The sequence below is a fragment of the Phytohalomonas tamaricis genome, from assembly GCF_003012345.1.
GTDB lineage: Bacteria > Pseudomonadota > Gammaproteobacteria > Pseudomonadales > Halomonadaceae > Phytohalomonas > Phytohalomonas tamaricis.
The window spans coordinates 25,260-47,047 of the sequence record NZ_PVRV01000021.1; the positions used below are offsets into that span (position 1 = coordinate 25,260).

The 21,788-nt window shown below is 49.2% G+C and carries 15 protein-coding genes; 7 read left to right on the forward strand and 8 right to left on the reverse strand.

Annotation, left to right across the window (positions count from 1 at the left end; all coding sequences use genetic code 11):
- The first annotated feature begins 109 nt into the window (after window positions 1–109).
- From C3Z11_RS09975 to C3Z11_RS09995, 5 genes are all read left to right on the forward strand, one after another.
- A complete protein-coding gene (locus C3Z11_RS09975; protein WP_106477816.1) occupies window positions 110–316 on the forward strand; it encodes a hypothetical protein in 207 nt (68 codons plus the stop codon).
- 818 nt (window positions 317–1,134) lie between these two features.
- Window positions 1,135–3,699, forward strand: a complete 2,565-nt coding sequence (locus C3Z11_RS09980; RefSeq protein ID WP_106477817.1) for a bifunctional diguanylate cyclase/phosphodiesterase — start codon at window positions 1,135–1,137, stop codon at window positions 3,697–3,699.
- A gap of 409 nt (window positions 3,700–4,108) precedes the next feature.
- Window positions 4,109–5,293 carry an MFS transporter gene (locus C3Z11_RS09985; RefSeq protein WP_106477818.1) on the forward strand — a complete coding sequence of 395 codons (1,185 nt, stop codon included), beginning with the start codon at window positions 4,109–4,111 and terminating at the stop codon, window positions 5,291–5,293.
- Between the two features lie 523 nt (window positions 5,294–5,816).
- Window positions 5,817–6,791, forward strand: a complete 975-nt coding sequence (locus C3Z11_RS09990; RefSeq protein WP_106477819.1) for an ATP-grasp fold amidoligase family protein — start codon at window positions 5,817–5,819, stop codon at window positions 6,789–6,791.
- A gap of 1,546 nt (window positions 6,792–8,337) precedes the next feature.
- Window positions 8,338–10,116 (forward strand): methyl-accepting chemotaxis protein, encoded by a 1,779-nt coding sequence (locus tag C3Z11_RS09995; RefSeq protein WP_106477820.1) that lies wholly within the window; start codon window positions 8,338–8,340, stop codon window positions 10,114–10,116.
- 154 nt (window positions 10,117–10,270) lie between these two features.
- Here the strand turns inward: C3Z11_RS09995 and C3Z11_RS17070 are convergent, their stop codons facing one another.
- Window positions 10,271–10,426: a hypothetical protein gene (locus C3Z11_RS17070; protein ID WP_262927338.1), complete on the reverse strand. Its 156-nt coding sequence runs from the start codon at window positions 10,424–10,426 to the stop codon at window positions 10,271–10,273.
- A gap of 563 nt (window positions 10,427–10,989) precedes the next feature.
- On the opposite strand from C3Z11_RS17070, the gene C3Z11_RS10000 reads away from it, so the two are divergent.
- Together C3Z11_RS10000 and C3Z11_RS10005 are read left to right on the forward strand one after the other, a co-directional pair.
- On the forward strand, window positions 10,990–11,370 hold the full coding sequence (locus C3Z11_RS10000) for a histone-like nucleoid-structuring protein, MvaT/MvaU family (RefSeq protein ID WP_106478035.1): 381 nt from the start codon (window positions 10,990–10,992) through the stop codon (window positions 11,368–11,370).
- Window positions 11,371–12,022: 652 nt separating this feature from the next.
- Window positions 12,023–14,659, forward strand: a complete 2,637-nt coding sequence (locus C3Z11_RS10005; RefSeq protein ID WP_106477821.1) for a bifunctional diguanylate cyclase/phosphodiesterase — start codon at window positions 12,023–12,025, stop codon at window positions 14,657–14,659.
- Window positions 14,660–14,838: 179 nt separating this feature from the next.
- Here the strand turns inward: C3Z11_RS10005 and cyoD are convergent, their stop codons facing one another.
- From cyoD to C3Z11_RS10035, 7 genes are all read right to left on the reverse strand, one after another.
- Window positions 14,839–15,186, reverse strand: a complete 348-nt coding sequence (cyoD, locus tag C3Z11_RS10010) for a cytochrome o ubiquinol oxidase subunit IV (RefSeq protein ID WP_106477822.1) — start codon at window positions 15,184–15,186, stop codon at window positions 14,839–14,841.
- On the reverse strand, window positions 15,183–15,806 hold the full coding sequence (locus C3Z11_RS10015) for a cytochrome c oxidase subunit 3 (protein WP_106477823.1): 624 nt from the start codon (window positions 15,804–15,806) through the stop codon (window positions 15,183–15,185). Before C3Z11_RS10015 ends, cyoD begins: the two co-directional genes overlap by 4 nt.
- Window positions 15,803–17,908 carry a cbb3-type cytochrome c oxidase subunit I gene (locus tag C3Z11_RS10020; protein ID WP_262927339.1) on the reverse strand — a complete coding sequence of 702 codons (2,106 nt, stop codon included), beginning with the start codon at window positions 17,906–17,908 and terminating at the stop codon, window positions 15,803–15,805. The genes C3Z11_RS10015 and C3Z11_RS10020 overlap by 4 nt, the downstream gene beginning before the upstream one ends.
- On the reverse strand, window positions 17,905–18,942 hold the full coding sequence (locus C3Z11_RS10025; RefSeq protein ID WP_158700990.1) for a cytochrome ubiquinol oxidase subunit II family protein: 1,038 nt from the start codon (window positions 18,940–18,942) through the stop codon (window positions 17,905–17,907). Before C3Z11_RS10025 ends, C3Z11_RS10020 begins: the two co-directional genes overlap by 4 nt.
- 612 nt (window positions 18,943–19,554) lie before the next feature.
- On the reverse strand, window positions 19,555–20,169 hold the full coding sequence (locus C3Z11_RS10030; protein ID WP_262927340.1) for an O-methyltransferase: 615 nt from the start codon (window positions 20,167–20,169) through the stop codon (window positions 19,555–19,557).
- A gap of 244 nt (window positions 20,170–20,413) precedes the next feature.
- A complete protein-coding gene (locus tag C3Z11_RS17355; RefSeq protein WP_449577915.1) occupies window positions 20,414–20,623 on the reverse strand; it encodes a hypothetical protein in 210 nt (69 codons plus the stop codon).
- 51 nt (window positions 20,624–20,674) lie between these two features.
- A complete protein-coding gene (locus C3Z11_RS10035) occupies window positions 20,675–21,187 on the reverse strand; it encodes a hypothetical protein (protein WP_106477825.1) in 513 nt (170 codons plus the stop codon).
- Window positions 21,188–21,788: the final 601 nt, after the last annotated feature.

Consider the following 21,788-nt stretch of genomic DNA (forward strand, 5'->3'; position numbering starts at 1 on the left):
TATGACACGGCCTACCGCTAGCTTTAGCTAGTGTACAGTCATTTATGCCAGTACAGGCGAAAATTGTTACGTTCACTATGGTTTGGTTTAAGTCATGATATGGCTTTAGATGGTATTAGGGCGTACCGAACTGAACAAAGCTTCGACTAATATTAAGCAATTGCCAGCCTACAGCGTAGGAGGCGGCAGCACGCAGACAGCACTTATCCTTATCCTCTATACCTGGATCGCTGAGGCTGCAGCGCTGTTTCCTGCTGTCTGGCGTGTCGAGGTGCTCGCCATCGTGCTGATAGCTTCTCCGGCTACAGTTCCCTAATTTACAGATATCCTGACTAATTTGGTAAAGTAGACTTTTCTGAATTTTTTACTTGGCTGCCAGTAAGACACGGTGGCAAGGCGCCTCATGACTATGAATGAATGCCGCAAAGTGGGAATCGTCAGCATGCAAAGATATGAAGCCCAACCTACAAGCTATCTAGTTAATATGTTGGCATTTTATAAGCGCAAATCATGAGATAACTGACGGGGATGTGTGAACTAATTTCCTATAAATTACTTTATGTTATATAAGTGGTTATCATAATTTGCTTATATAACACTCGAAGACATGGTTAATACCCTGATTCACTTTGGTCCCCCGTTCTGGCCCCCACACCAAACGGGGTTTTTTTATGCCTTAATTAACCTCTTGCTTGCTAAGAAAGTAGCAAGGCGCAGGTCTTGTCTGCTGCAGGCCTCGGCAGCCTACCGCTAGCAAAAGTAAATATTCACTTTACTTTAGTGATTTAGGTTATGACCGATAATGTGGATAGAGCTTTAAAGCTGGCGTGGCACCACATAGGTCAGGTTTATGTTACCTTGAATTAATATACAAGCTGGATAAACCTTACAGAATTTATAGCATCTTCAAGAAGAAAATTTCGGATTTCGTTTATACATGCATCGACCATCATCAGTATTAATGAGTAAAACATGTTAAACGGTTCTGATAATGGCCTCTTTGCCATGTTCACCATAAGCGCCGTCTAAATGATTGAGGCGGCGGGTAGTGGTTTTCTACAAGAGCAGTACGTGGACTTTACTGCAGAAGAGCAATGCCCCAATTTTACGGCAATGACGTTAGGATAAACCACTATGTTGGGCATGCGCGAGCGGTTAGAGGCACAACAAGCTATCCAGGATATGATTGCACGCGATGTGCCGCTGGCGCACATCCTCAATGCAATCTGTGCCATGATCGAACGGCAGACACCTGAAGCGATAAGTTCGATTGTGTTGGTTGATCCCATTCATCAGACGCTTAGCCTTGTATCGGGTGGGCGCTTGCCGCAAGCGTACCATGACATAGTGCAAAATGTGCCCATCGGACCTGAGGTGGGCGCTTGCGGCAGTGCTGCTTATCTCGAGCTTCCCGTTATCTGTGAGGATATCCAGGCCGATCCACGCTGGGAAAATTATAAGGCCGTGGCCCTGCAGTATGGCTTGCGCGCTTGTTGGTCATTTCCTGTCCTTACGCGTAATGGTCAGCTACTGGGAACATTTGCCACTTATTACCGTACTGTACGAAAGCCTGGTCAGGCCGAGCAGGAATTGATTGCTTGTGCGACTAGCCTCGTGGCACTGGCAATCGAACGTCGCAATGATCGAAAGATACTTTCTGAAAGTGAGCAGCGTTATCGGTCCCTGTTCACGCATCATCCTGATGTCGTGTATTCCCTAGATCTTGATGGCTTTTTCACAAGCACTAATCTGGCTTCAGAGCGGGCCTCAGGACTTACTGAGCAGGACATACTTGGCAAGCATTATTCCCAATTAGTAGTCGAGAGCGACTTGGAAAAAATCCATGCTGCGTTTAATCGCGTCAAGCAGGGAGAGCCCCAACATTACGAGGTAAGCGCATTTAACGCTAAAGGTGCGCGTATTTATCTTTCTATTACCAATCTACCGATCATTGTTGATGGGCAGGTGGTGGGTGCTTACGGTATTGCTAAAGATATTTCGCAACGCAAAGTGCAAGAAATGCATTTGCGTATTCTCCAGCGTAGTGTCGAGTCCAGTATTAACGGCACGGTTATTGTCGATGTCCTTCAAGACGATATGCCCATTATTTACGTCAATCCGCCATTCCTGCAGATAAGTGGTTATAGCTTAGAAGAGGTCATAGGACGTAATTGTCGCTTTTTGCAAGGGCCGGATACCGCACCAGAGAGTGTTGCCCTGGTGCGTCAAGGCATTGCCGATCGCTGTGAAGTGCATGTAACTCTTCTCAATTACCGCAAGGATGGCACTTCATTTTGGAATGATTTGTTTCTTTCGCCTGTGCCGAATGAAAAGGGAGTGATTACCCATTACGTTGGCGTACAGCATGATATTTCGGAACAAAAGCTCTACGAGGACAGGCTTGCCTATTTAGCGACCCATGATCCACTAACCCGACTGCCCAATCGTGCGCTACTTGAGGAGCGGTTGAACCATATCCATCAAAAGGATACGCAGCAGAAGGGAATAATAGCAGTATTATTTATCGATCTTGATGACTTTAAGCCCATCAACGATTGTTTAGGTCACGCCTTTGGTGATCGTTTATTGGTTGAAGTCTCACGGCGCTTGGAGACCCTATTAACAGTTGAAGAGACGTTAGCGCGCATAGGAGGCGATGAGTTTGTCATGCTCTTGCCTAACCTTGAGCATGACGGCCAAGCCGTAGACATGGCCAAACGGATATTAGCGCTTGTGGCCAAGCCTTATCATATTGACGGAGAGGAAATTTATTTGACCTCTAGCGTCGGGATAGCGACGAGCCACGACGTTCTTTATCAGCCTTCACAACTTGTGCAACATGCTGATATGGCAATGTATGGAGCCAAAAAACAAGGCAGAAATACGTATGCCATTTACTCTCCGGATATTCTGACAGTCGCTAATGAGCGCGTTATGCTTCGGCGCGAGCTTGATGAAGCCATCAAGGCGGGTAGCTTTACACTACATTACCAACCACTCATTTGTAGCGCTGATGGCTCTATAAAGGGGTTTGAGGCCTTGATTCGTTGGGCTCACCCTAGCAGGGGCTACGTTTCACCCGCGATATTCATCCCTGTCGCTGAGCAGACAGGCCAGATCATTCGTCTAGGACACTGGGTCTTGGAGCAAGCTTGTCGAGATATCATGACTCTTAACACGTCGCTCGGGCAGCAATATTCAGTAGCAGTGAATATTTCACCCTTGCAGTTTCATCGAAAAACATTTTTGGAAAATCTACGCACCATTCTTGACGAAACCGGCTTTCCTGCTCATCTGCTCGATATTGAGCTGACAGAGGGAGTGCTAATGGATCACGCCAAGATCGCGATTGAAAGACTCAATGCATTACGGCTTATGGGCATCAGTGTCTCCATTGATGATTTCGGCACGGGGTATTCGAGCCTAAGTTATTTAAAAAATCTCCCGATCAGTACGATCAAGATCGACCGTAGCTTTGTGCAGGAAATAACCACAAATCCTCATGACGCCGCCATTGCGCAGGGGATTGTCACCATGGCCCATCACTTGGGGCTCAAAGTTGTCGCGGAAGGGATTGAGACAAAAGAGCAGTATTTGGATCTAACCGAGAGGGGGTGTGATTTATTCCAGGGTTACCTGTTTGCGCGCCCCATGCCGCTAGAGTCCTTGAAAGCTTACCTGCATACTCATCAGTGCTAAGCTCAAACAAGCATTTAAGCGGCTAAGTTGCCATGAGCTCTTTTGCTATAATCTTTTATTCGAAGTCAGCATTCACGTTATAGCTCTTGGCACGGCTTGCTCAGCTTGAAGTGACTCTGATATTCCGCGGCGCAATGCTACGACTATAGTCTAATTACCACTTCTGTTCTAAAATCATTCTGAGTGTAATTTTTGCGTGGCTAAAGCCCATGTAAATTACTCTACTATCGATTGATACTCACAATATCGACGCTAATATGACACCGAAAATTGAGCATAACCGGTGATCTTTCTCCCATGGAGCCAAGCAGAACGAGTGAGTACTAAGCAACCAGAGCCTAGAAAGTTCATAAAGTACCTGCCGGTTCCACTATTTCTCCCAGTGATCACTATCTATATTTGAGGCCCCATGCCCCGTCATTACAATCCGCTTTTAACGCTTCTAGCGTTGGCGACAGGTGGCTTCGCCATCGGAACGACTGAATTTGCGAGCATGAGCCTGCTGCCGAATATTCAGCAGGATCTTAAGATCAACCCCTCGGAGGCCAGCCATATTATTAGTACCTATGCGCTGGGTGTCGTTGTGGGTGCCCCTATTATTACGGTTATTGCCGCCCGAGTTGGACGAAAGCCTTTACTATTAATCTTAATGGCGATGTTTGCCGCAGGACATGCTTTAAGCGCCTTGGCACCTGACTACGGCTCCCTGTTGCTGTTTCGCTTTATCAGCGGTTTACCACATGGTGCCTATTTTGGTCTCGCTGCGCTAATGGCTGCCTCGGTAGCGCCAGTGGGCCAACGTACCCGGGCAGTGGGCTACGTAATGCTTGGGTTGACGGTTGCTACCATTGCAGGTGTGCCTTTGGCCACCTGGCTAGGTCACGCTGTTGGCTGGCGGGGCGGATTCTGGTTTGTTATGGCATTGGCGTTGCTCACGATCGCTTTAGTCGCATGGTTTGCACCGCCTGTGACTACGCAAGTGACAACTAGTCCATTAAGAGAACTTGGCGCGCTGCGCAGCAGGGATGTCTGGCTGACACTGGCGATAGGCGCGGTCGGTTTCGGTGGCATGTTCGCGGTCTATACCTATCTGACCTCGACACTGGATGAAGTTACGGGCATGTCTGAAGCATCTATGCCTATCGTGCTTAGTGTTTTTGGCATAGGCATGACGGTCGGTAATCTCTTGATGCCTCGTTTGGCTGACCGCGCCCTGATGCCGACGGCCGGAGGTATTCTAATCTGGAGTGCTGTGTCATTGGCACTATTTCCATTTACCGCCAGTAATGTCTGGCTGATTACTTTGAATGTGTTTTTGATTGGGATAGGTGGCGCCTTGGGTACCGTGCTACAGACGCGCTTGATGGACGTTGCCGGTGATGCTCAGAATTTGGCAGCTTCACTCAATCATGTCGCTTTCAATATAGCCAACGCCCTCGGGCCTTGGTTAGCTGGGCTGGCGTTAGCGTCAGGTTACGGTTACCGTTCGACAGGAATTGTCGGTAGCCTTCTGGCACTAGGCGGTTTCATGTTATGGATTGTTGCTTGGCGGGCTGATCGTGCATCGCGTATCGCGCCCGTCGCTGACCATTGAGCACTTTTAGGTATTAAGCCAGAAGAATAAAGGTACCTGGCCGTGGCAGTTTCTAACTTGAAGTATTAAGCGAGTAAAGGAATCAATCTTTTCTTTCATGTTGGGGCAAGGCGCATTGCGTCTTGCCCCGATTTATTTGGTATCCGGTATCGAAGCAGACCGTAGAGGTAATTAAACTGCTCGCATGGTTTGGTTGTCTATATAAGCTTTATGTTCGGTAAGTTTGGGAACGTGAAGACCTCATGATTTTGTTATTTTCTGTGCCAGTATCACTGACATCTTAATCATTGTTAACAAACTGCTGGCGTCTGCTTTCCCCTGTTAAGAGTGATACGAGCGAAGCAGGTACCAATGGCTCCTATTTGATTAGGTATCTAACTATTCGGCGCTATGATCTTTAAGGCTTACGTAATTTTTCAAGTCGAAATTTGCGGCATGATGGATGGTTCTAAATATTTATTTGCTGAAAGTGTTTCTCTGGTCCTTTCAAACACCGTTGAATTCATAACTACGACAGAACTTCATGTCTTTACTATTTTCGTTCCAGCGTCTTCGCTGCCTCTGCTCTGAAACCTTTCGGCGTATTAAACGCTCAGATCGTCAAGAAGCGATTCGTCAGTACCAGAAACGCTTTGGCCATCCGCCGTCGCTTGAGAATCCTACGTCATGGAGCGAAAAGTTGACCCGCTTCAAGCTTGAGGCTGACCGTCCACTTTACCGGCAACTGGCCGATAAATTAGCTGTTCGTGATTTTGTCGCTGCCCAGATTGGTGAAGAATATTTAATACCGCTTATCGATTCAGCACCTCGCCTGAGCCGCAAGATGTTTGATGCCCTGCCAGAAGCCTTTGTGATCAAGGCGAACCACGGCAGTGCTATGAACCATATTGTCTTCAATAAAGCGCAAGTTTCGTTTGCACAGCTGCGTCAAGAAACAGATCGCTGGATAAGCCGCAATTTTTATTGCGGTTCTCGTGAGACTCAATACCGTCAGATTCCACGCCGAGTCCTTGTTGAAAGACTAATGACTGACAGGAATGGAACTGTTCCGGTTGATTATAAATTTCATTGTTTCAGAAAGAATGGGAAACCATACATCATAGTCCAGGTTGATAGTGATCGATTTGACGACCATTGCCGGGATTACTTCACTGCCGACTGGCAGCGTCTGCCTCTCAAGGTTAAGTATCCTAATAGCCCAGAAGGTAGACACCCGGTGCGGCCCGAGCAGCTCGATGCCTTACTTCAGGCAGCTACAACCTTGGCAAATGGATTTGCCTATGTCCGCGTTGACCTTTATGTCGTGCAAGGTCGAGTTTATTTTGGAGAGATGACATTTACTCCCGGCAGCGGATTTGAACGTTTCGAGCCTCCTACATTTGACCGAGCATGGGGGGATCTATTTGATCTAGAACACCAACTTTCACTATTCACGCTAAAGGATCTTGAAGCCGCTAGAATAAGCAATACAGAGATGGTCGTAACCAATGTCGCTTAGCTGTGAGCTCAACCGAATCCTGTCTAAAAATACCTGCGCTCGCCTATACGACGTTAGCAACGGACTTGGCGTGCTCATCTATCCTACGTAGTCCGGTCATACAGCGTCAGTGGCTCACTTTTCTTTGGTTGTGGCTTAAGGCCTTTTGTAAGGGGAGTAATAGCTTACGGTGCCAGCTTCCTAGCTGGCATGCTTAGAATACCTATGTTCTTGGCATAACAGACGTTGATAGTGTTATGTAAGTCAAAGCAAGAACAGAGGGAATTTGTTAGATCTTATTACATTAAATTTCGCTTGAATCATGCCGATCTCATAAATAAGCAATCATGAGCTTCGCACAATGCATAACGGTACTTGGCAAGATGTTGAATTAATGTGCACGATGTGCAAAACGACATATACATTCAAGATGGTTAGTAAGGCCGCAAGAGAAGAAATTTACTGTCCTAATCCTGCTTGCTCTGCCTTCCAGCATTATATGTACGAGCATGCTATGACTGCGCATCATAAAATGTCGTTATAAATTTCTTAGGTTCGGTACTTGTAAACCAGATTAGGTTCTGCCTGAGAAATCAATGATCGCAGGGCTAGGTAGGCAGGAATTGCAGAAAAGACAGTATTTAAAAAAGATTACTTTGAGTCCGTTTTTAATAGTGTATGAGCATGCGAACGAATTTTCAGATCGGCATAAGTCGCCATGCCCAAGTTCTTTTTGAGGCGATGATTCATGTGAGTAAAAAGCCCCGCCAGAGCGGGGCACATAGTCAGCCACTAAAATAAGCGGCCAATATGCCATCACGCATCGGTTGAGCGTCGACGGTGCCTTTTCACGATCACTATGGCCTCATGAACCGCCGGCGCTCACCGATGCGTTCAGTCATTTGAAGCAGCAAGACCTCTTACGTAGCATTGTCGGCGATTATTATTTATTAGTATATTTTGATTATATAGTATTAATACTGCATTGCATTAACTTTCGTTTATTTAAGTAGGCTGGGTACCTGAAGTTTACTATTGCTCTTTCATGCCCTGTATCGATTATTCTGACTCGCATAACAGGGGCAGTGATGCAAGCAATGGGCCTTGCTGAGAATATTCCCAAACATAGCGTGACTGGGTACCGGCATAATCATGATTTTCTAATTCGTGCATGTTTTCCCGCTCATTTTTCATGCGGGCTTTTTGTATCTTTGCCAGTTCTCTCTTGCTGCTACCCATATCGCAATTTCAATCTGTAATAGTGCTAATCAATGGCATACAAACGAGTAATCTTTTGCTTGTTCGGCCCGTGTTGAGAAGCTGGCTATTGGACAAGATGATTCTTGTGGCCCTTTCCTTGGTTCATGCATCAATGTCCTTATAAATATATACCTAGATATTTAATTTTTTTTCCTTGTAAGCCGATAACCAAGCAGTACATTCGCATTGCAAAAGGGCAGCGGACAGCAGTGCTCAGTAAAGCCGGGCGCTTTCCAAATTCCCCACTCAATTGACGCGGGGCTCGCAGCAGCTGCGATGGGAAACCCCTTAGACAGGACCGTAATCCATGATCTTAAATAAAAGTGTCAAACTGCGCTTGGCGGTGAGTCTCGGTATCTGTATTGCCTTACTGCTAATCGTCGGAGCGCTTGGCATCTATAGCTCCAGCAAAACGCAGCAAGGCCTTGAGCGAACCTATAAAGAAAACGTGTTGCCACTACAGGCTTTGGGAGAAATTCGTGAAGCGCATCTAAGCACACGAGTCAAAGTCACCGCAGAACAGCGTGACCGTAACCCCGTTACGGCGGCTGAAACAAAAGGTGAGGTTGCAGAAAACGACCGCATCATTGATGAAGCGTGGGCAAAATATTTTCCCGATATGATCACCACGGATGCCGAAAGGACGATAGCGGAAGCGCTTCATCGCGATATTCTTGTGCTGCGAGCCAGTATCGAGCAGCTCAATGATGTCATGATCGCTGGTGACTTTGAGCGAGCCCGTGAGATCGCAACCACTGACCTGCGCGCGGAATACCCCAAAGTACTGAATGGCCTTAAAGAAATTGTAAAGGCTAACGTGGCACAGGCGGATAGTAGCTATAATGCTAATACGATGGAATATGCTGTATCTCGTAATATTATTATTAGTGTGATTGTGCTGGCTTTCATTTTAGCAACTGCTCTGTCGCTCTGGTTGATTCGCGGCATTATGGTGCCGTTGTCAAAAGCACGTGAATTTGCAGAAGCGTTGGCTAGGGGGCAACTCGATACGCCTATCGATATCACCAGCAAAGACGAATTCGGCGATATGCTGTATTCGCTCAAGGCTATGGAAACCAAGCTTTCTGAAGTGGTGCGTTCTGTTCGCCGTAATGCTGAAGAAGTCGATTTCGCCTCTGGTGAAATTGCCCAAGGCAATGACGATTTGAATCGTCGTACCCAGGAGCAGGCCGCTAGCCTGGAGGAAACGGCCGCCTCCATGGAAGAAATCACGACCACGGTGCGTCAGAATGCCGATAATGCCGTCCAGGCAGACCACTTGGTTCAAGGCGTGAGTCGGCAGGCCCAGCAGGGCGGAGAGGTTGTTCAGCAGGCTGTGGGTGCCATGACTGAAATCAGTACCTCCAGTCGCAAGATATCGAGCATTGTAGGCTTAATCGATGAAATCGCCTTCCAGACTAACCTGCTCGCGCTCAACGCTGCGGTAGAAGCGGCACGTGCGGGTGAACAAGGGCGCGGTTTTGCGGTCGTTGCGAGTGAGGTACGCAATCTGGCTAGTCGCAGCGCTAACGCTGCCAAAGAGATCAAGGGGTTGGTCGAAGATAGCGTGGCCAAGGTCGAATCCGGCACTGCGCTAGTTGACCGAGCGGGACAGACATTGACGGAAATTGTTGATAGCGTCAAACGCGTTACCGATCTGGTGGGTGAAATTGCTGTTGCCAGCAAAGAGCAGGCACAGGGTATTGATCAAGTTAACGTTGCGGTGTCGCAGATGGATGCCGTGACCCAGCAGAACGCCAGTTTGGTTGAACAATCGAGTGCCGCCAGCCGCTCTTTGCAATCCCAAGCGACGGCCTTGCTTAAGGAGATATCATTCTTCCAAAGCGCAGATGCTGTACCGACGTCTCCTGTCGCGCTGATGGGCAACCTTGTGTCCAAGACGTCTAGTGCTTCAATGGGGACACAGCATAACGCCGCACCGGCACGTATGGCGTCCAAAGCTTCCTCAGCTTCTAAAACTCAAAAGATAGCGCAGAGCACACCGCCAGTGTCGGCCAAGCCGACACCACGGATACCGGCCAAGGCAGCGGTTGCTGCCAGTGATGATGACTGGACTGAGTTTTAAATGGAATGGACTGGTGCCCGTTAAGACAAAAAAGGCCGCCGATTGGCGGCTTTTTTCATAGGTTTTAAGGTAGCGAACTAATGCGAGACGATTCAGCTAGGTAAGGATCAGGGTAAACCACTGATATGCCCACTTGATTGAACATCCAAAGGCCTTACTTATTGCCGTCGCGAGTCGGACGGTCCTTTTGTCCAGAGTTTTTGCGATGCTGATATTTGTCCCAGAGTTGTTGAGCAGTCTGCTTCGCTTTGCGCCGATTTTCAGGCTTTCTAAGCCAACTCGTTATCATGGCACCGATGGCTCGTTTCATGGCGCACCTCTTTATGAAATTTCTTGGGAACCGAATAGACATCACTAGATATGGTACTTATCGATCAGATAGTCAATGAGTGAAAGCTAATTTTTTAACTACGTACGTGCCGCAATATACTTAATTTAGTTTGAGCGCCATCTTAAAATCTTGGTGCTAAAAAGTAGAATCTAACTTGGCCGACTCAAGTGGCCCTAAGATCCAATCATCTGCAATTATCAGATGGCTCGAGAGCCTATCCTTCTGCTAACTATATTTAGGGCATATTAGGTTTACTAAATTCAGGCTATTCATATTCTTACCATTTTTAATTAATCAGCGTATTGAGTCATAGCGGTACCTTGTTTATAAGCTAATTATTTCTCTCTCAAAGGATATTAATTAATTAATTAAAGCATCTTCATGCTTTAATTATGACCGTGATCAATATAAACTACGTTTGTAGGGCGCTAAAAAACTGAAGGGTCAGTTCAACTATTCTTATAAATTGTTTAAGATCTAGCGCCCATCTTTTCAAGGCACAGAAAAGACTCATGCTGTGCTATATAGATGAGGTTATTAAATTGTCGCTTATTAACGAATATACAAAGAAAGAGCAGCTTCTTAAGCAACTTCAAGCGGAACTGCAACAGCTGGAGCAGGACGATCGCTTGAAAGCTGAAATTGAGTTTAAAGATAAACTAGAAGCGCTAATGTCCGAATATAGCAAGAACCCTGGTGACGTTATTCAAATGATTGCGCCAGAGCGAGCTGAACAGGATAAGGCTGTGGCTTCTAACGAGGCCCAGAGCAGTCGCCGCAAGCGTAAGCTTAAAGTGTATAAAAACCCGAATACCGGTGAAGTGATTGAGACGCGTGGTGGCAATCACAAAACACTTAAAGCATGGAAAGAAGAATACGGTAACGATACTGTCGAAAGCTGGCTCGAAAGAGAAGGCGAGTAACACGGCCATCGTAAAGACAAGCACGGGAGCCTTCTTGGCTTCCGTGCCTTTTTGAGTAGTAGGAACCGAACCATGCAGAGTATGGATATGAGCGAGCGCTTGGGTAGTTCGTAACTCTTGAGCGAATTATGCCTCGAATGTTCAATGTAGCAGCAAGCTCTAATAATAACCTTGTAACCAGCTCACTGGCTTCGGCCATTCTCCGGCCGGTTCCAATGCCTGATCAATTTTTGATCATCAGATAAGTTACTGAATCTCTTGGCTGTCAAAGAGAAATTCACCGTTTCTGTGGATAAGTGAAACTGAGTGCGGACCAGTTTAGCTGTCCAGTCTTGATCAGCGCCTTAAGCCTTGTCTAATAAGTGCCTGCGCTTGTCCATACGGCGTTAAAATGGGCACAAGGTTCTCTCGTTTACGCATATGAGATCGCGTGCGGGCCCAGTCTATTCTTACGCCACTTTGCCTTGCCTCACTTTGAGATAGCTAACCGATTCTTCAGATAGCGCCTAGCATGCCTCAGAGCATGCTGCTTAGAGGAGTTTATAAGCTGGTAACTAAGCGCTTATCGCCTTCTGCCGATATACCATTTCTTCAGACCTGTTTACGCAGTGTGCGTAGATAAGACTATCTTATTCAGCGTTGGGTCCTAGCTATGATCTCCTTTCCAATTTTTTCTTCCAAGGATAAGCCTCTCAGCTCTTATGCTGAGGTGACGCGCCGTTCGGTCATCGGGTTTACCGCATTGGTACTCTGTCTGTTTCTGATTGCTAGCACAGCGCTCGTCTACATTGCGAGGACAATTAATGAGCGCCAGATTGCACACAGCGAAGCCGATGCCCGTAAAGTAATGGAAATCCGTCAGAAGACGACGGGCATAACATTAACGGATTACGCCTTCTGGAACGACGCGTACCTGAATACCAAAGACCGGATCGATACGAACTGGGCCTATGAGAATGACAATATCGGCTCGTGGCTTTTTAGTGATTATGGATATGAAGGGGTGTTTATCATTGGCCCGGCCCAGGAAACACGCTACGCAGTAACCAATGGTGTGTTAAGTCAGCAAGACGCATCGCAGTGGATTGCAGGCGATCTCGCGCAGTTGCTCCGACAGGCACGAAATGAAGCCGCCGACGATAGCTATGCTCAGGGCTATTTCATGGTCAACGGTACACCGGCCATCGTTTCTGCAGCGGCGATCAAACCTGATGAGGCGGTGCCTGTTGATACGTTATCGATCTTGGTGTTTGTCGACATCTTGACTCCAGCCAAACTGCACACCATTGCCAATGATTTTGGTCTGCACAATCTGCATATCGATCTTACTGATAATGCTGACCAATTTGCGCCAGCTATTACATTGCAGACCAATCCCGGTATTCGGCTGACGTTGCGCTGGGATGCCGACAATCCAGGTAATGCGCTGTTACACGTTTTTCTTCCGTTGTTGCTGTTGGTCGGCATGATCTTTGCGGTTGCTATCTGGTGGTTACAGCGCTCAACGCTGCGTGTAGCAATGCTCACGGATATTACTTTTGAACGTCTGCAGGCTAACCGTGAGGCGCTACGAAAAAGCGAGGAACGTTTTCGCGATGTGGCTGAATCTGCGTCTGACTGGATATGGGAAACCAACGCACAGCAGGAGCTTACCTATCTCTCGGAACGATTTTGCAGTGCGACGGGCTATGACGCGGCAATATGGCTGGGGCGCCCGCTACATAGCCTATTGGATTATGATCAAGATTCATTTGATACGTTTGCTGAGGGTATAACTAGCAAGGTCATGGCTGACAGCGCTGTGGCGCGTATGCCGCTGGAATGTCAGTTAATCGATCACCAAGGCCGCCAGCGATTCTGCAGCCTTTTTGTGCGAATGATCATGTCAGGTGATGTTCTCACAGGCTACCGTGGCACCGTGTGTGACATCACAGAAGAGGTCGAGGCCAAGGCACATGTTGCCTATCTATCCCAGCATGACGCCCTCACGGGGGTGCCTAACCGTAGCTATCTGTACAGCTTCCTTCAGTCCAAACTTGATGCCGGGCCGACACCAGATAATTTTGTCGTCGTCATCAGTCTTGATCTCGATCGCTTTAAGCCTATCAACGACACACTGGGTCATGCGGCAGGGGATCAGGTGCTTAGTGAAGTTGCAGAACGGTTGCAGAAATGTCTGCGACAGAATGATCTGGTCGCACGGTTGGGGGGCGATGAGTTTGTTATTGTGGCCTGTAACCTTTCGGGGCAGCATTTGGTAGACAAATTGTGCGCACGGTTACTCAAGAGTATTGGTCAGGCATTCATTGTCGGCGAGCATGAGCTGCATATCGGTACCAGCATAGGCATTGCTGTAGCGCCTAGCGATGGCAATCAGGCCAAGGAATTGTTGCGTTATGCTGATATTGCGCTTTACGAAGCCAAGGCTGCCGGACGCAATACGTGGTTGTTTTATACCATGGGAATGAACGAGCGTATCCTTGAGCGACGCCAACTCGAAGCCGACCTGCGCCAAGCACTGCGAAATGATGAGCTATTTTTGGAGTTTCAGCCCCGCTACGATCTTGAGCATAACCACATCACAGGTGCTGAGGCCTTAGTGCGCTGGGCACACCCGCAGCTGGGATATCTCTGCCCGGCTCAGTTCATCCCGGTTGCCGAAGAGACTGGGCTGATTGTACCGCTGAGTGATTGGGTCCTGCAGCAAGCCTGTGCGGAAGCTGCTAGTTGGGATATGGGCACTTTCATCTCGGTTAACCTCTCTCCAGTTGAGTTTCTACATGGCGATCTGGTCTCGCGTGTTCGCAGAGCGCTTGAAAATACCGGCTTGGCCGCAGCGCGACTGGAGCTTGAGATCACCGAAAATGTGATGCTGGAAGAGGCCGAGACCGCGCTTACTCTGATGCACCAACTCAAGGCGCTGGGTGTAAGGCTTTCAATGGACGATTTCGGGACCGGCTATTCGTCATTGAGTTATTTGCGCAACTATCCCTTTGACGGGATCAAAATCGACCGGAGTTTTACCGCTGATCTTAATCGTACACAGGATGGTCAGGCTATTATTGAAGCAATCCTTGGACTGGGTCGTGCGCTCTCGATGACGGTAACTGCCGAAGGGGTTGAAACCTTGGAGCAGCTTAATGAGCTAACACAGATGAAGTGTTTACACGCTCAAGGATATCATCTTGGTCGGCCCATGCAGGCTGAGGTATTACGGGCATTGATGAACGGTAGTGCTATAGAAATAGCTTCCCCTGCAAATAGTGCAATTAACGAAACCACGCAGTAGTGCTTAGTTAACCACGCGTCCGGCGAAGTTAAATAAGCTCTCAGTCGTTATCAGCCAGCGCAACAATGACAAGGCGTTGTTCAATGGCGAGCATGTCAACCCCGCCCTGCGAGGCGGGGTGTTTCCAAAGATTACCGAGATAAAGAGCTTCGATGAAAAGGTGACGCCACTTCCATTATTCAAGGCATGATTGACGGCATCATGCGGCTATACAAGTTGAACATGATCCAGAGGGTCCCGCCTACCATGATGATAAGAATGAGCGCAGTAAACAGGATCAATTGCAGATCCTCGCGCTTGTTCTTGGCTAGGGTGACATGCAGGAAAAAGCGGAAATGAACGACAATCTGCACCAGAGCGCAGGCACCGATTACCCACCATAGCGTCATGCGCGACAGACTGCCCCAAGCGGCAAGTGCAAAGGGGATAAGCGTCAGAATGAGCGCAAGGCCATAGCCCAGAATGTAGGTGCGCAACTCATACTGTCGCTCATTTTCCTGCTCCGCTGATAGCGTGCGCTTCGTCATGTCAGCCCTCCCAGATAGACCAGCGAAAAAATACCGATCCAGACAATATCAAGAAAGTGCCACAAAATGCCGAGCCGTATCAGGCCCGTCTTGACGCCTTTATCCAGACCATAAATAGCAATCTGAGCCAGAAGAGCGACCAGCCAGAGACAGGCAACAGTGACATGCAAGCCGTGTAGTGGCACGAGGCCGAAGAAGGCAGAGAGAAAGCCGCTGCGGCTGGGTACTCCGCCCTTGCTCGCCATTGAACTGAAGTCATGTAACTCAAGGGCAATGAAGGCGAGCCCGAGGAGCAAGGTCACGACCAACCATGCGACCAGCCGGCCCTTGTCGTGACGATATTTTAGCGCCAGTGAGGCCATGCCGAACGTGAAGCTGCTCGTCAACAGCAGCATCGTCTCGATGAAAGCACTCTTCATTTCAAAAAGTTCGTGAGGCCCCGGCCCGCCCGCCGTTGCGCCTAGCATGGTGACATAAATGCCAAACAAGAGGCCGAAAAGGATCAGGTCGCTCATCATGAACACCCAGAAACCGAAAACGAGCTCTTCGCAGGCGTTGTCAGCTTCGGCATGGCCCTTGCCAAGATTGAGACCCGGATATCGCGAAGTGGGCGTAGTCATTGTGAAGCTCCGTTGATCGGCGGTAGCGCGCGGCCCCGGTTGGCGGTCGTCTGTTCCTGTGCGCGGCTGACGCCGGGCGTATGGTTGACGATGTCCAGCCAGCGTTCATGCGTTTCTTGAACCTCACGAGCGCTGATAATGCGGCTGGTGTTGCGAACAAAACCGCGCAAAATAATCGCCACCAGTGCCACCACGCCAGATGCGATGACCAGCCACCACATGTACCAGGTCAGACCGAAGGCCATCAGAAAGCCCGTGGCCGCGATGACAACGCCCATCGCACTATTGGCAGGCATTTCGATGTCCTGATAGCGGTCGGGACGCTGATAAGGCGTGCCTTCGTCTTTCTCGCGCATGAAGGCGTCGCGGCTATATATTTGCGGAATTACCGGATAATTGTACTCGGGAGGAGGCGCTGAGATTGACCACTCCAGGCTGCGACCGTCCCAAGGATCCCCGACCGGGACGCGGTTGAGGTGTCTCTCACGAATGCTTCGCCACAATTGAACGCACAAACTAAACCCGCCGAACAGAATGAAGATCACTCCGCAGCCGGCGGCAATTGTCCATGGCAAGTAGGCTGGTTCGAAGAAGGTGACCGTTCGGCGTGGCATGCCCAGCAAGCCGAGGGCATAGAGCGGGAAGAAGGCAAGCATGAAGCCGATGATCCAAGAATAGGCGGCGCGGTATCCCCAACGCTCATCAAGGCGGAAGCCGAAGGCCTTCGGGAACCAGAAGTTGGTACCAGCGAGCATGCCAAACAGCGTGCCGGGGATGAGCATGTTATGGAAGTGGGCCACCAGGAACAGCGAGTTATGAACCTGATAATCGACACTCGGGTTAGCGAGCACGATGCCGGTGAGCCCCCCGAGGACAAACAGGACAATAAAACCGAGCGCGTAGACCAATGGTACCGACATGCGAATGCGACCGCGGTACATGGTGAGCATCCAGTCATAGACCTTCACGCCGGTGGGAATGCCGATCAGCATGGTGGCGATGCCGAACGCTGCGTTGACATGCGCACTTTGCCCCATGGTGAAAAAGTGATGCAGCCAGACGGTGAACGACAACACCGCAATCGCCATCGTTGCGATCACGAGGGTGTTATAGCCATAGAGCCGTTTACCGGAGAACGTTGAGAATACCTCCGAGAAGGTGCCAAACGCTGGCAGGATAAGGATGTAGACTTCCGGGTGGCCAAAGGCCCAGAACAGATTGACGTAATTCATCATGTTGCCGCCAAGATCTGTAGTAAAGAAGTGGAAGTCGAGATAGCGATCCAGCGCGAGTAGAGCGGTCGCCACGGTAAGCGGCGGCATGCCGAATATCATCAGAATTGCTGTACATAGAGAGACCCAGCAAAAAAGAGGCATACGGAAAAGATGCATGCCCGGCGAACGTTTTTTGTAGATCGTCACGGCAAAGTTGATGCCTGACAAGGTCGAGGACAGGGTCGAAAGCGTGACGGCCCATATCCAGTAATCCACCCCGGCATCAGGGCTGTAGGCCAGCTCTGTAAAAGGCGGATAGCCGCTCCAGCCGCCCGTAGAGAAAGGGGCGAACATGAGTGAAATCATGACGATCGCTGCGCCTGCAGCGGTGAGACCCAGGCTGATCGAATTCATTACTGGAAAGGACAAATCACGCGCGCCGATCTGCAGCGGCATGACATAGTTGATAAGACCGGTAAGAAAAGGCATGGCCATAAAGAAGACCATGATTGTGCCGTGGGTGGTAAAAAATTGACCGAAATGATCGACAGTAAGAAAGCCGCCATCCAGCCCAACAGCCTGTTGGGCACGCATGAACGACGCCTCGATAACCGCCCGTGCCAGCATGACCACGGAAATCACGATGAACATGATGCCGATTTTCTTGTGATCGACGCTGGTCAACCAGTCAGACCATAGTAAGCGCCATTTGCCGAACCAGGTGATGAGCCCGAAGGTAACGAGCGCGCCGATCACGACCATCGAGGCGGCGGCAGTGGCGATCACACCGTTTATGATACTGAGGGTCGAATGGTCTTGGAGCATTGTCCAGAAGGGCAGGGCGTCCCAGCCGAGCCTGCCAAATAGCATATCCAGGAAATGACTCACTGTGCGATCTCCCCGTTGCGTGCTGGCACTTTATCGTTATCGCGTGCCGCCATGGCGTGCTCATTCCTCATGGCGGAGGCGCTTGCGTTGCGATTTACACTCGAAGCATTATCAAGAGCATCCCAATCGATAGACGGCCCCTGTGCTATGGTACTGAACAGGCCGTTTGGCACCTGTGAGAAGCGAATCGCGCCGCCAACCCAACTAGCGCCGAGTGCCTTGGCGGCCTCGTCCCCTGTACTGGGGCGTGCAAGCACTTCGTATTGTTTCTGATTGAGCGGGCGCCCTACCTCGCGTGCACTTTTGACGAAGGCATTGAAGGCGTCGTCATTGACCGCCAGCGCGGTGAAACGCTGCTTATAGAAGCCCTTGCCGTTGTACTGCATATTCTTGCCTTGGAAACTGCCCGGTTTGTCTGCAATAAGGTGTAGTCTCGTGACCATCCGATTCATGGCGTCAATCTGGCTGCCAAGTGCGGGAATAAAAAATGACTGCATGACCGTGGCGGAGGTCAGCTCGAAGGCGACAGGACGATTAGCGGGGAAAACAAGCCTGTTGACGGTAGCAATACCTTGGTCGGGATAGATGAACAGCCATTTCCAATCCATACCTACCACTTGAACTCTGAGTGGTTGTTTGGTGGATGAAAGCGGCTTATAGGGATCAAGTGCCGTCGTTGCCGACCACAGGAAGAAACTCAGCACGGCCACAATGACGAATGGGATACCCCAGATAAGAATATCTATCGTCCAGGAAAACGACCATTTGGGTCGATAGGTAGCGTTGCCTCCATAACGGTAGCGCCACACGATTACAGGCGTCAGGATGATAACTGGCAATACAACAATCATGACCACAGCCACAATAATCCAATAATGATTGCGTTGAGCTTCGGCAATGGGACCTTGCGGATTAAGGAAGCTGATGTGATCGTTGGTACATCCTGCAATAACGCTGGTGGCGAGTAGTAGGGCGCTAATACAAACGAGCTTACCGATGCGCGCCTCCCTAAAGCTTCGTCTTTGTGCTTTCACGGGCGTTAGCTCTGATACGTCCATGTTTCTACCCCATCTCTGTCAATGAACCTGACGTGATGATTTATGATTTTCGATATGCCCAGAGGGTGCTCTCATAACCCAGTTCTGATGTCGTCGTATGAGTCTTATAAAGAGTGGAAAACTCTATCTGCTTGAGCGGATAAAAACCGTGTAAGAGGTAATCCCGCCATGCGTGTTGCACTCGGTTTGGAGAGCAACGTCATGAATAGGCCCAGTAGGCATAAATCAAACTTAAGATATTAAAAATTAGGCGGGTAAGCCCAGCGGTGCAAGTAAGAAGGTCGTGGTAATAAGGATCCGCAGATCTCTTCGCCTGCGCGTTGTGATTTCAATCTGGCATCTTTGGTGTGCTAGAAGGGACAAGCGATACTTCTTTCTATCTGGCTTCTGATTAGGCTGATGTGGCGCGGAAATTCTATGAATCCCCGTGAGATCCTGTCTGATTTATGGTTCGAATTGAGCTGACAGGGTATGTATGGAGGAGATAATGCTGATTCCGCGCTCTTCAGTGAGAAGTGATCCGGTAGGCTCAAGGACAGATGCCTTGAGCCATGCATTAGAGAATCTTAACGCCCGTTTGCGGCTTTACTATGGCTCGTAGCGGCTAACCTCCAGCCCAGAGCCCACCGGCAATAGCACGCTAGTCATGCCGGGTGTTGCCCGTACCGCAGCAGCGTACGCCGTCTGACCGCCGCTTCTGCCACCTCGGATCATATTGTCCGCCACTAAGATTGCACCTGGTGCGAGCTTGCCGAGCAACGCTTCGAAACTCGGCAGGTAAAGATCCTTCCAGTGATCTATAAGCACGAAGTCGAAAGGGCCATCGAGGATGTCAAGCAACTTCAGTGCATCACCCACTTGATAGTCAACCCAATCGGCGAGTCCCGCTTTTTCGGCCATCTCTTTGGCAAGGGCGGACTTCTCGGTTTCTAACTCCATGGTAATGACTTTCCCTCCCGTGGCGCGGGCAGCATCGGCAAGCCAGATCGTCGAGTAGCCCAGGGACGTACCCAGCTCGAGGATCTGCGGAGCATCAAGGCTGCTCGCCAACAGATTGATGAGTCGTCCGGCCGCCGGCCCGACGGCCATGTGGCGGTGGGGGCCGCCGCTTCCTTGACGTTCGGCGTCGATACGCTGATGGTACAGATTAAGGGTACGCCACATGGCGTCATCCATGTCGAGACGGGGATCAGTTGAAGACATTGACTTATTTCCTTACCTTGATCGATTCACTCGGATCGGACCCTGGGCTGAGAATTGGCGTGTATGCAGGGCATTCTGAGCGCGTGGAGACGGTGAAAGCTAGAGGTTTCGAGTTGTTCCGTTAAGAATTATTCCCTGGCCGAGGCCGTTTAAAAATTTTCCCACCGAGTGATACTGGATGTAGCAGCGAAGTCTGCCTGTCAAAAAAGACTGGATCAGCCGAACAAGCAGAGGAAAATCCAAGCTAAAAGGCGTAGGGCTTGAGACAGTCGTTGGCGATTACTGCATCAACTGCAGCGATCCAGCCATGCGGCGTACAAGAATAGAGCGTATCGTTTATCTTCAGTGGAGTTGATTCATAAGCAAAAGCCGGATGACCAGATCCCTCATCATTAAGGTTTCCAGTACGGTGACGCCACATTTCTTGTAACTGGGCAACATTTTGAGGGGTAATCTACTTTGAAGGCGAATAATGATCACTGGCTGGAGTACGACCATAATCATGTCAATCGCCATCATAAATCCCTGTACTGGCCATGCCTTTAGCATCAAAGAAACTATTATCAACAGCGGCAACAGGAGCTGCCGGCATGTCGACCTGCCAGTAAGCATAGGTAGCGGCACCTATACCCGTTAGAGCCACTATCAGCGCCGCGATACCAGGAATACTTGCCAGTACTAAACTGCTCTTTTCTGCATTTTTAATGGAACGTTTGGCCTGCGGTCCCCGCTTACCCAGCTTTGTCCATACCCATGGCATCATAAGATAAAGGGTTATTATGGTCGGCATATATAGCCGCGGCAGCAGCTTCCATCCATGTAATCCGACCTCATAAAAGGACCATATTAAGGTAGCTATATAAATGATGGCGTTGATGCCTAGTGCCATACGAAGCCCTGCACTCATCAGGGCTCCGGTTAGAATGTAACCAATGCCAGCCAACAGATAATAAGCACTACCTCCTGCAGCAAGAAGCTGTGCGCCCCCAATGGCAAGAACTAAACCAATAATCAACACCAGCGCCCTCGAAATCGCTGGCCCTGATTTAATTCAACCCCACATAACGGGTCCCTTCGTTTCTTATTAAGTTATAATTAAGCTTAGTTATGAAAGAAAAGCATTCAATAAAAAAATAAAAATTTCAGTTAGTGAATCCATATGTTTTGAGCTGGCAAGCTGAAATTGATTGTATGAACGCAACGGCGCTTAAATGCCTTTGGTAACTAACTTTCCAGCATCACAGAAAAGGTAATTAAGCACTCTTTAGGCAGGGGCAGTAATAGGTTGTCGATAAAAAAGGAAAATAGATTATTAGTAACGTAAAGCTAATCCAGGCGGAGGGGTTGATTATTTATTTAGCAAACTAATAGAAAGCATTCGGTTGAACTCAACAGAAACGGGCCGCTCTCGCGACCCGCAAATGGCCAAACCACACTAAAAATGGAGTAGAAGACGATGGCCTCGAAACGCGGCAAATGGGCTAGCGTGCTCCTATACGCAAGAAGGAGGACAAATATTGCTGCGGAGCTTGATCAAAATGACAGCACCTATATCTAGAGCTGATAAAACAGGCTGCTTCTTAACGCGCTTAACGCATATCTGAGATTGAATGAAGCTG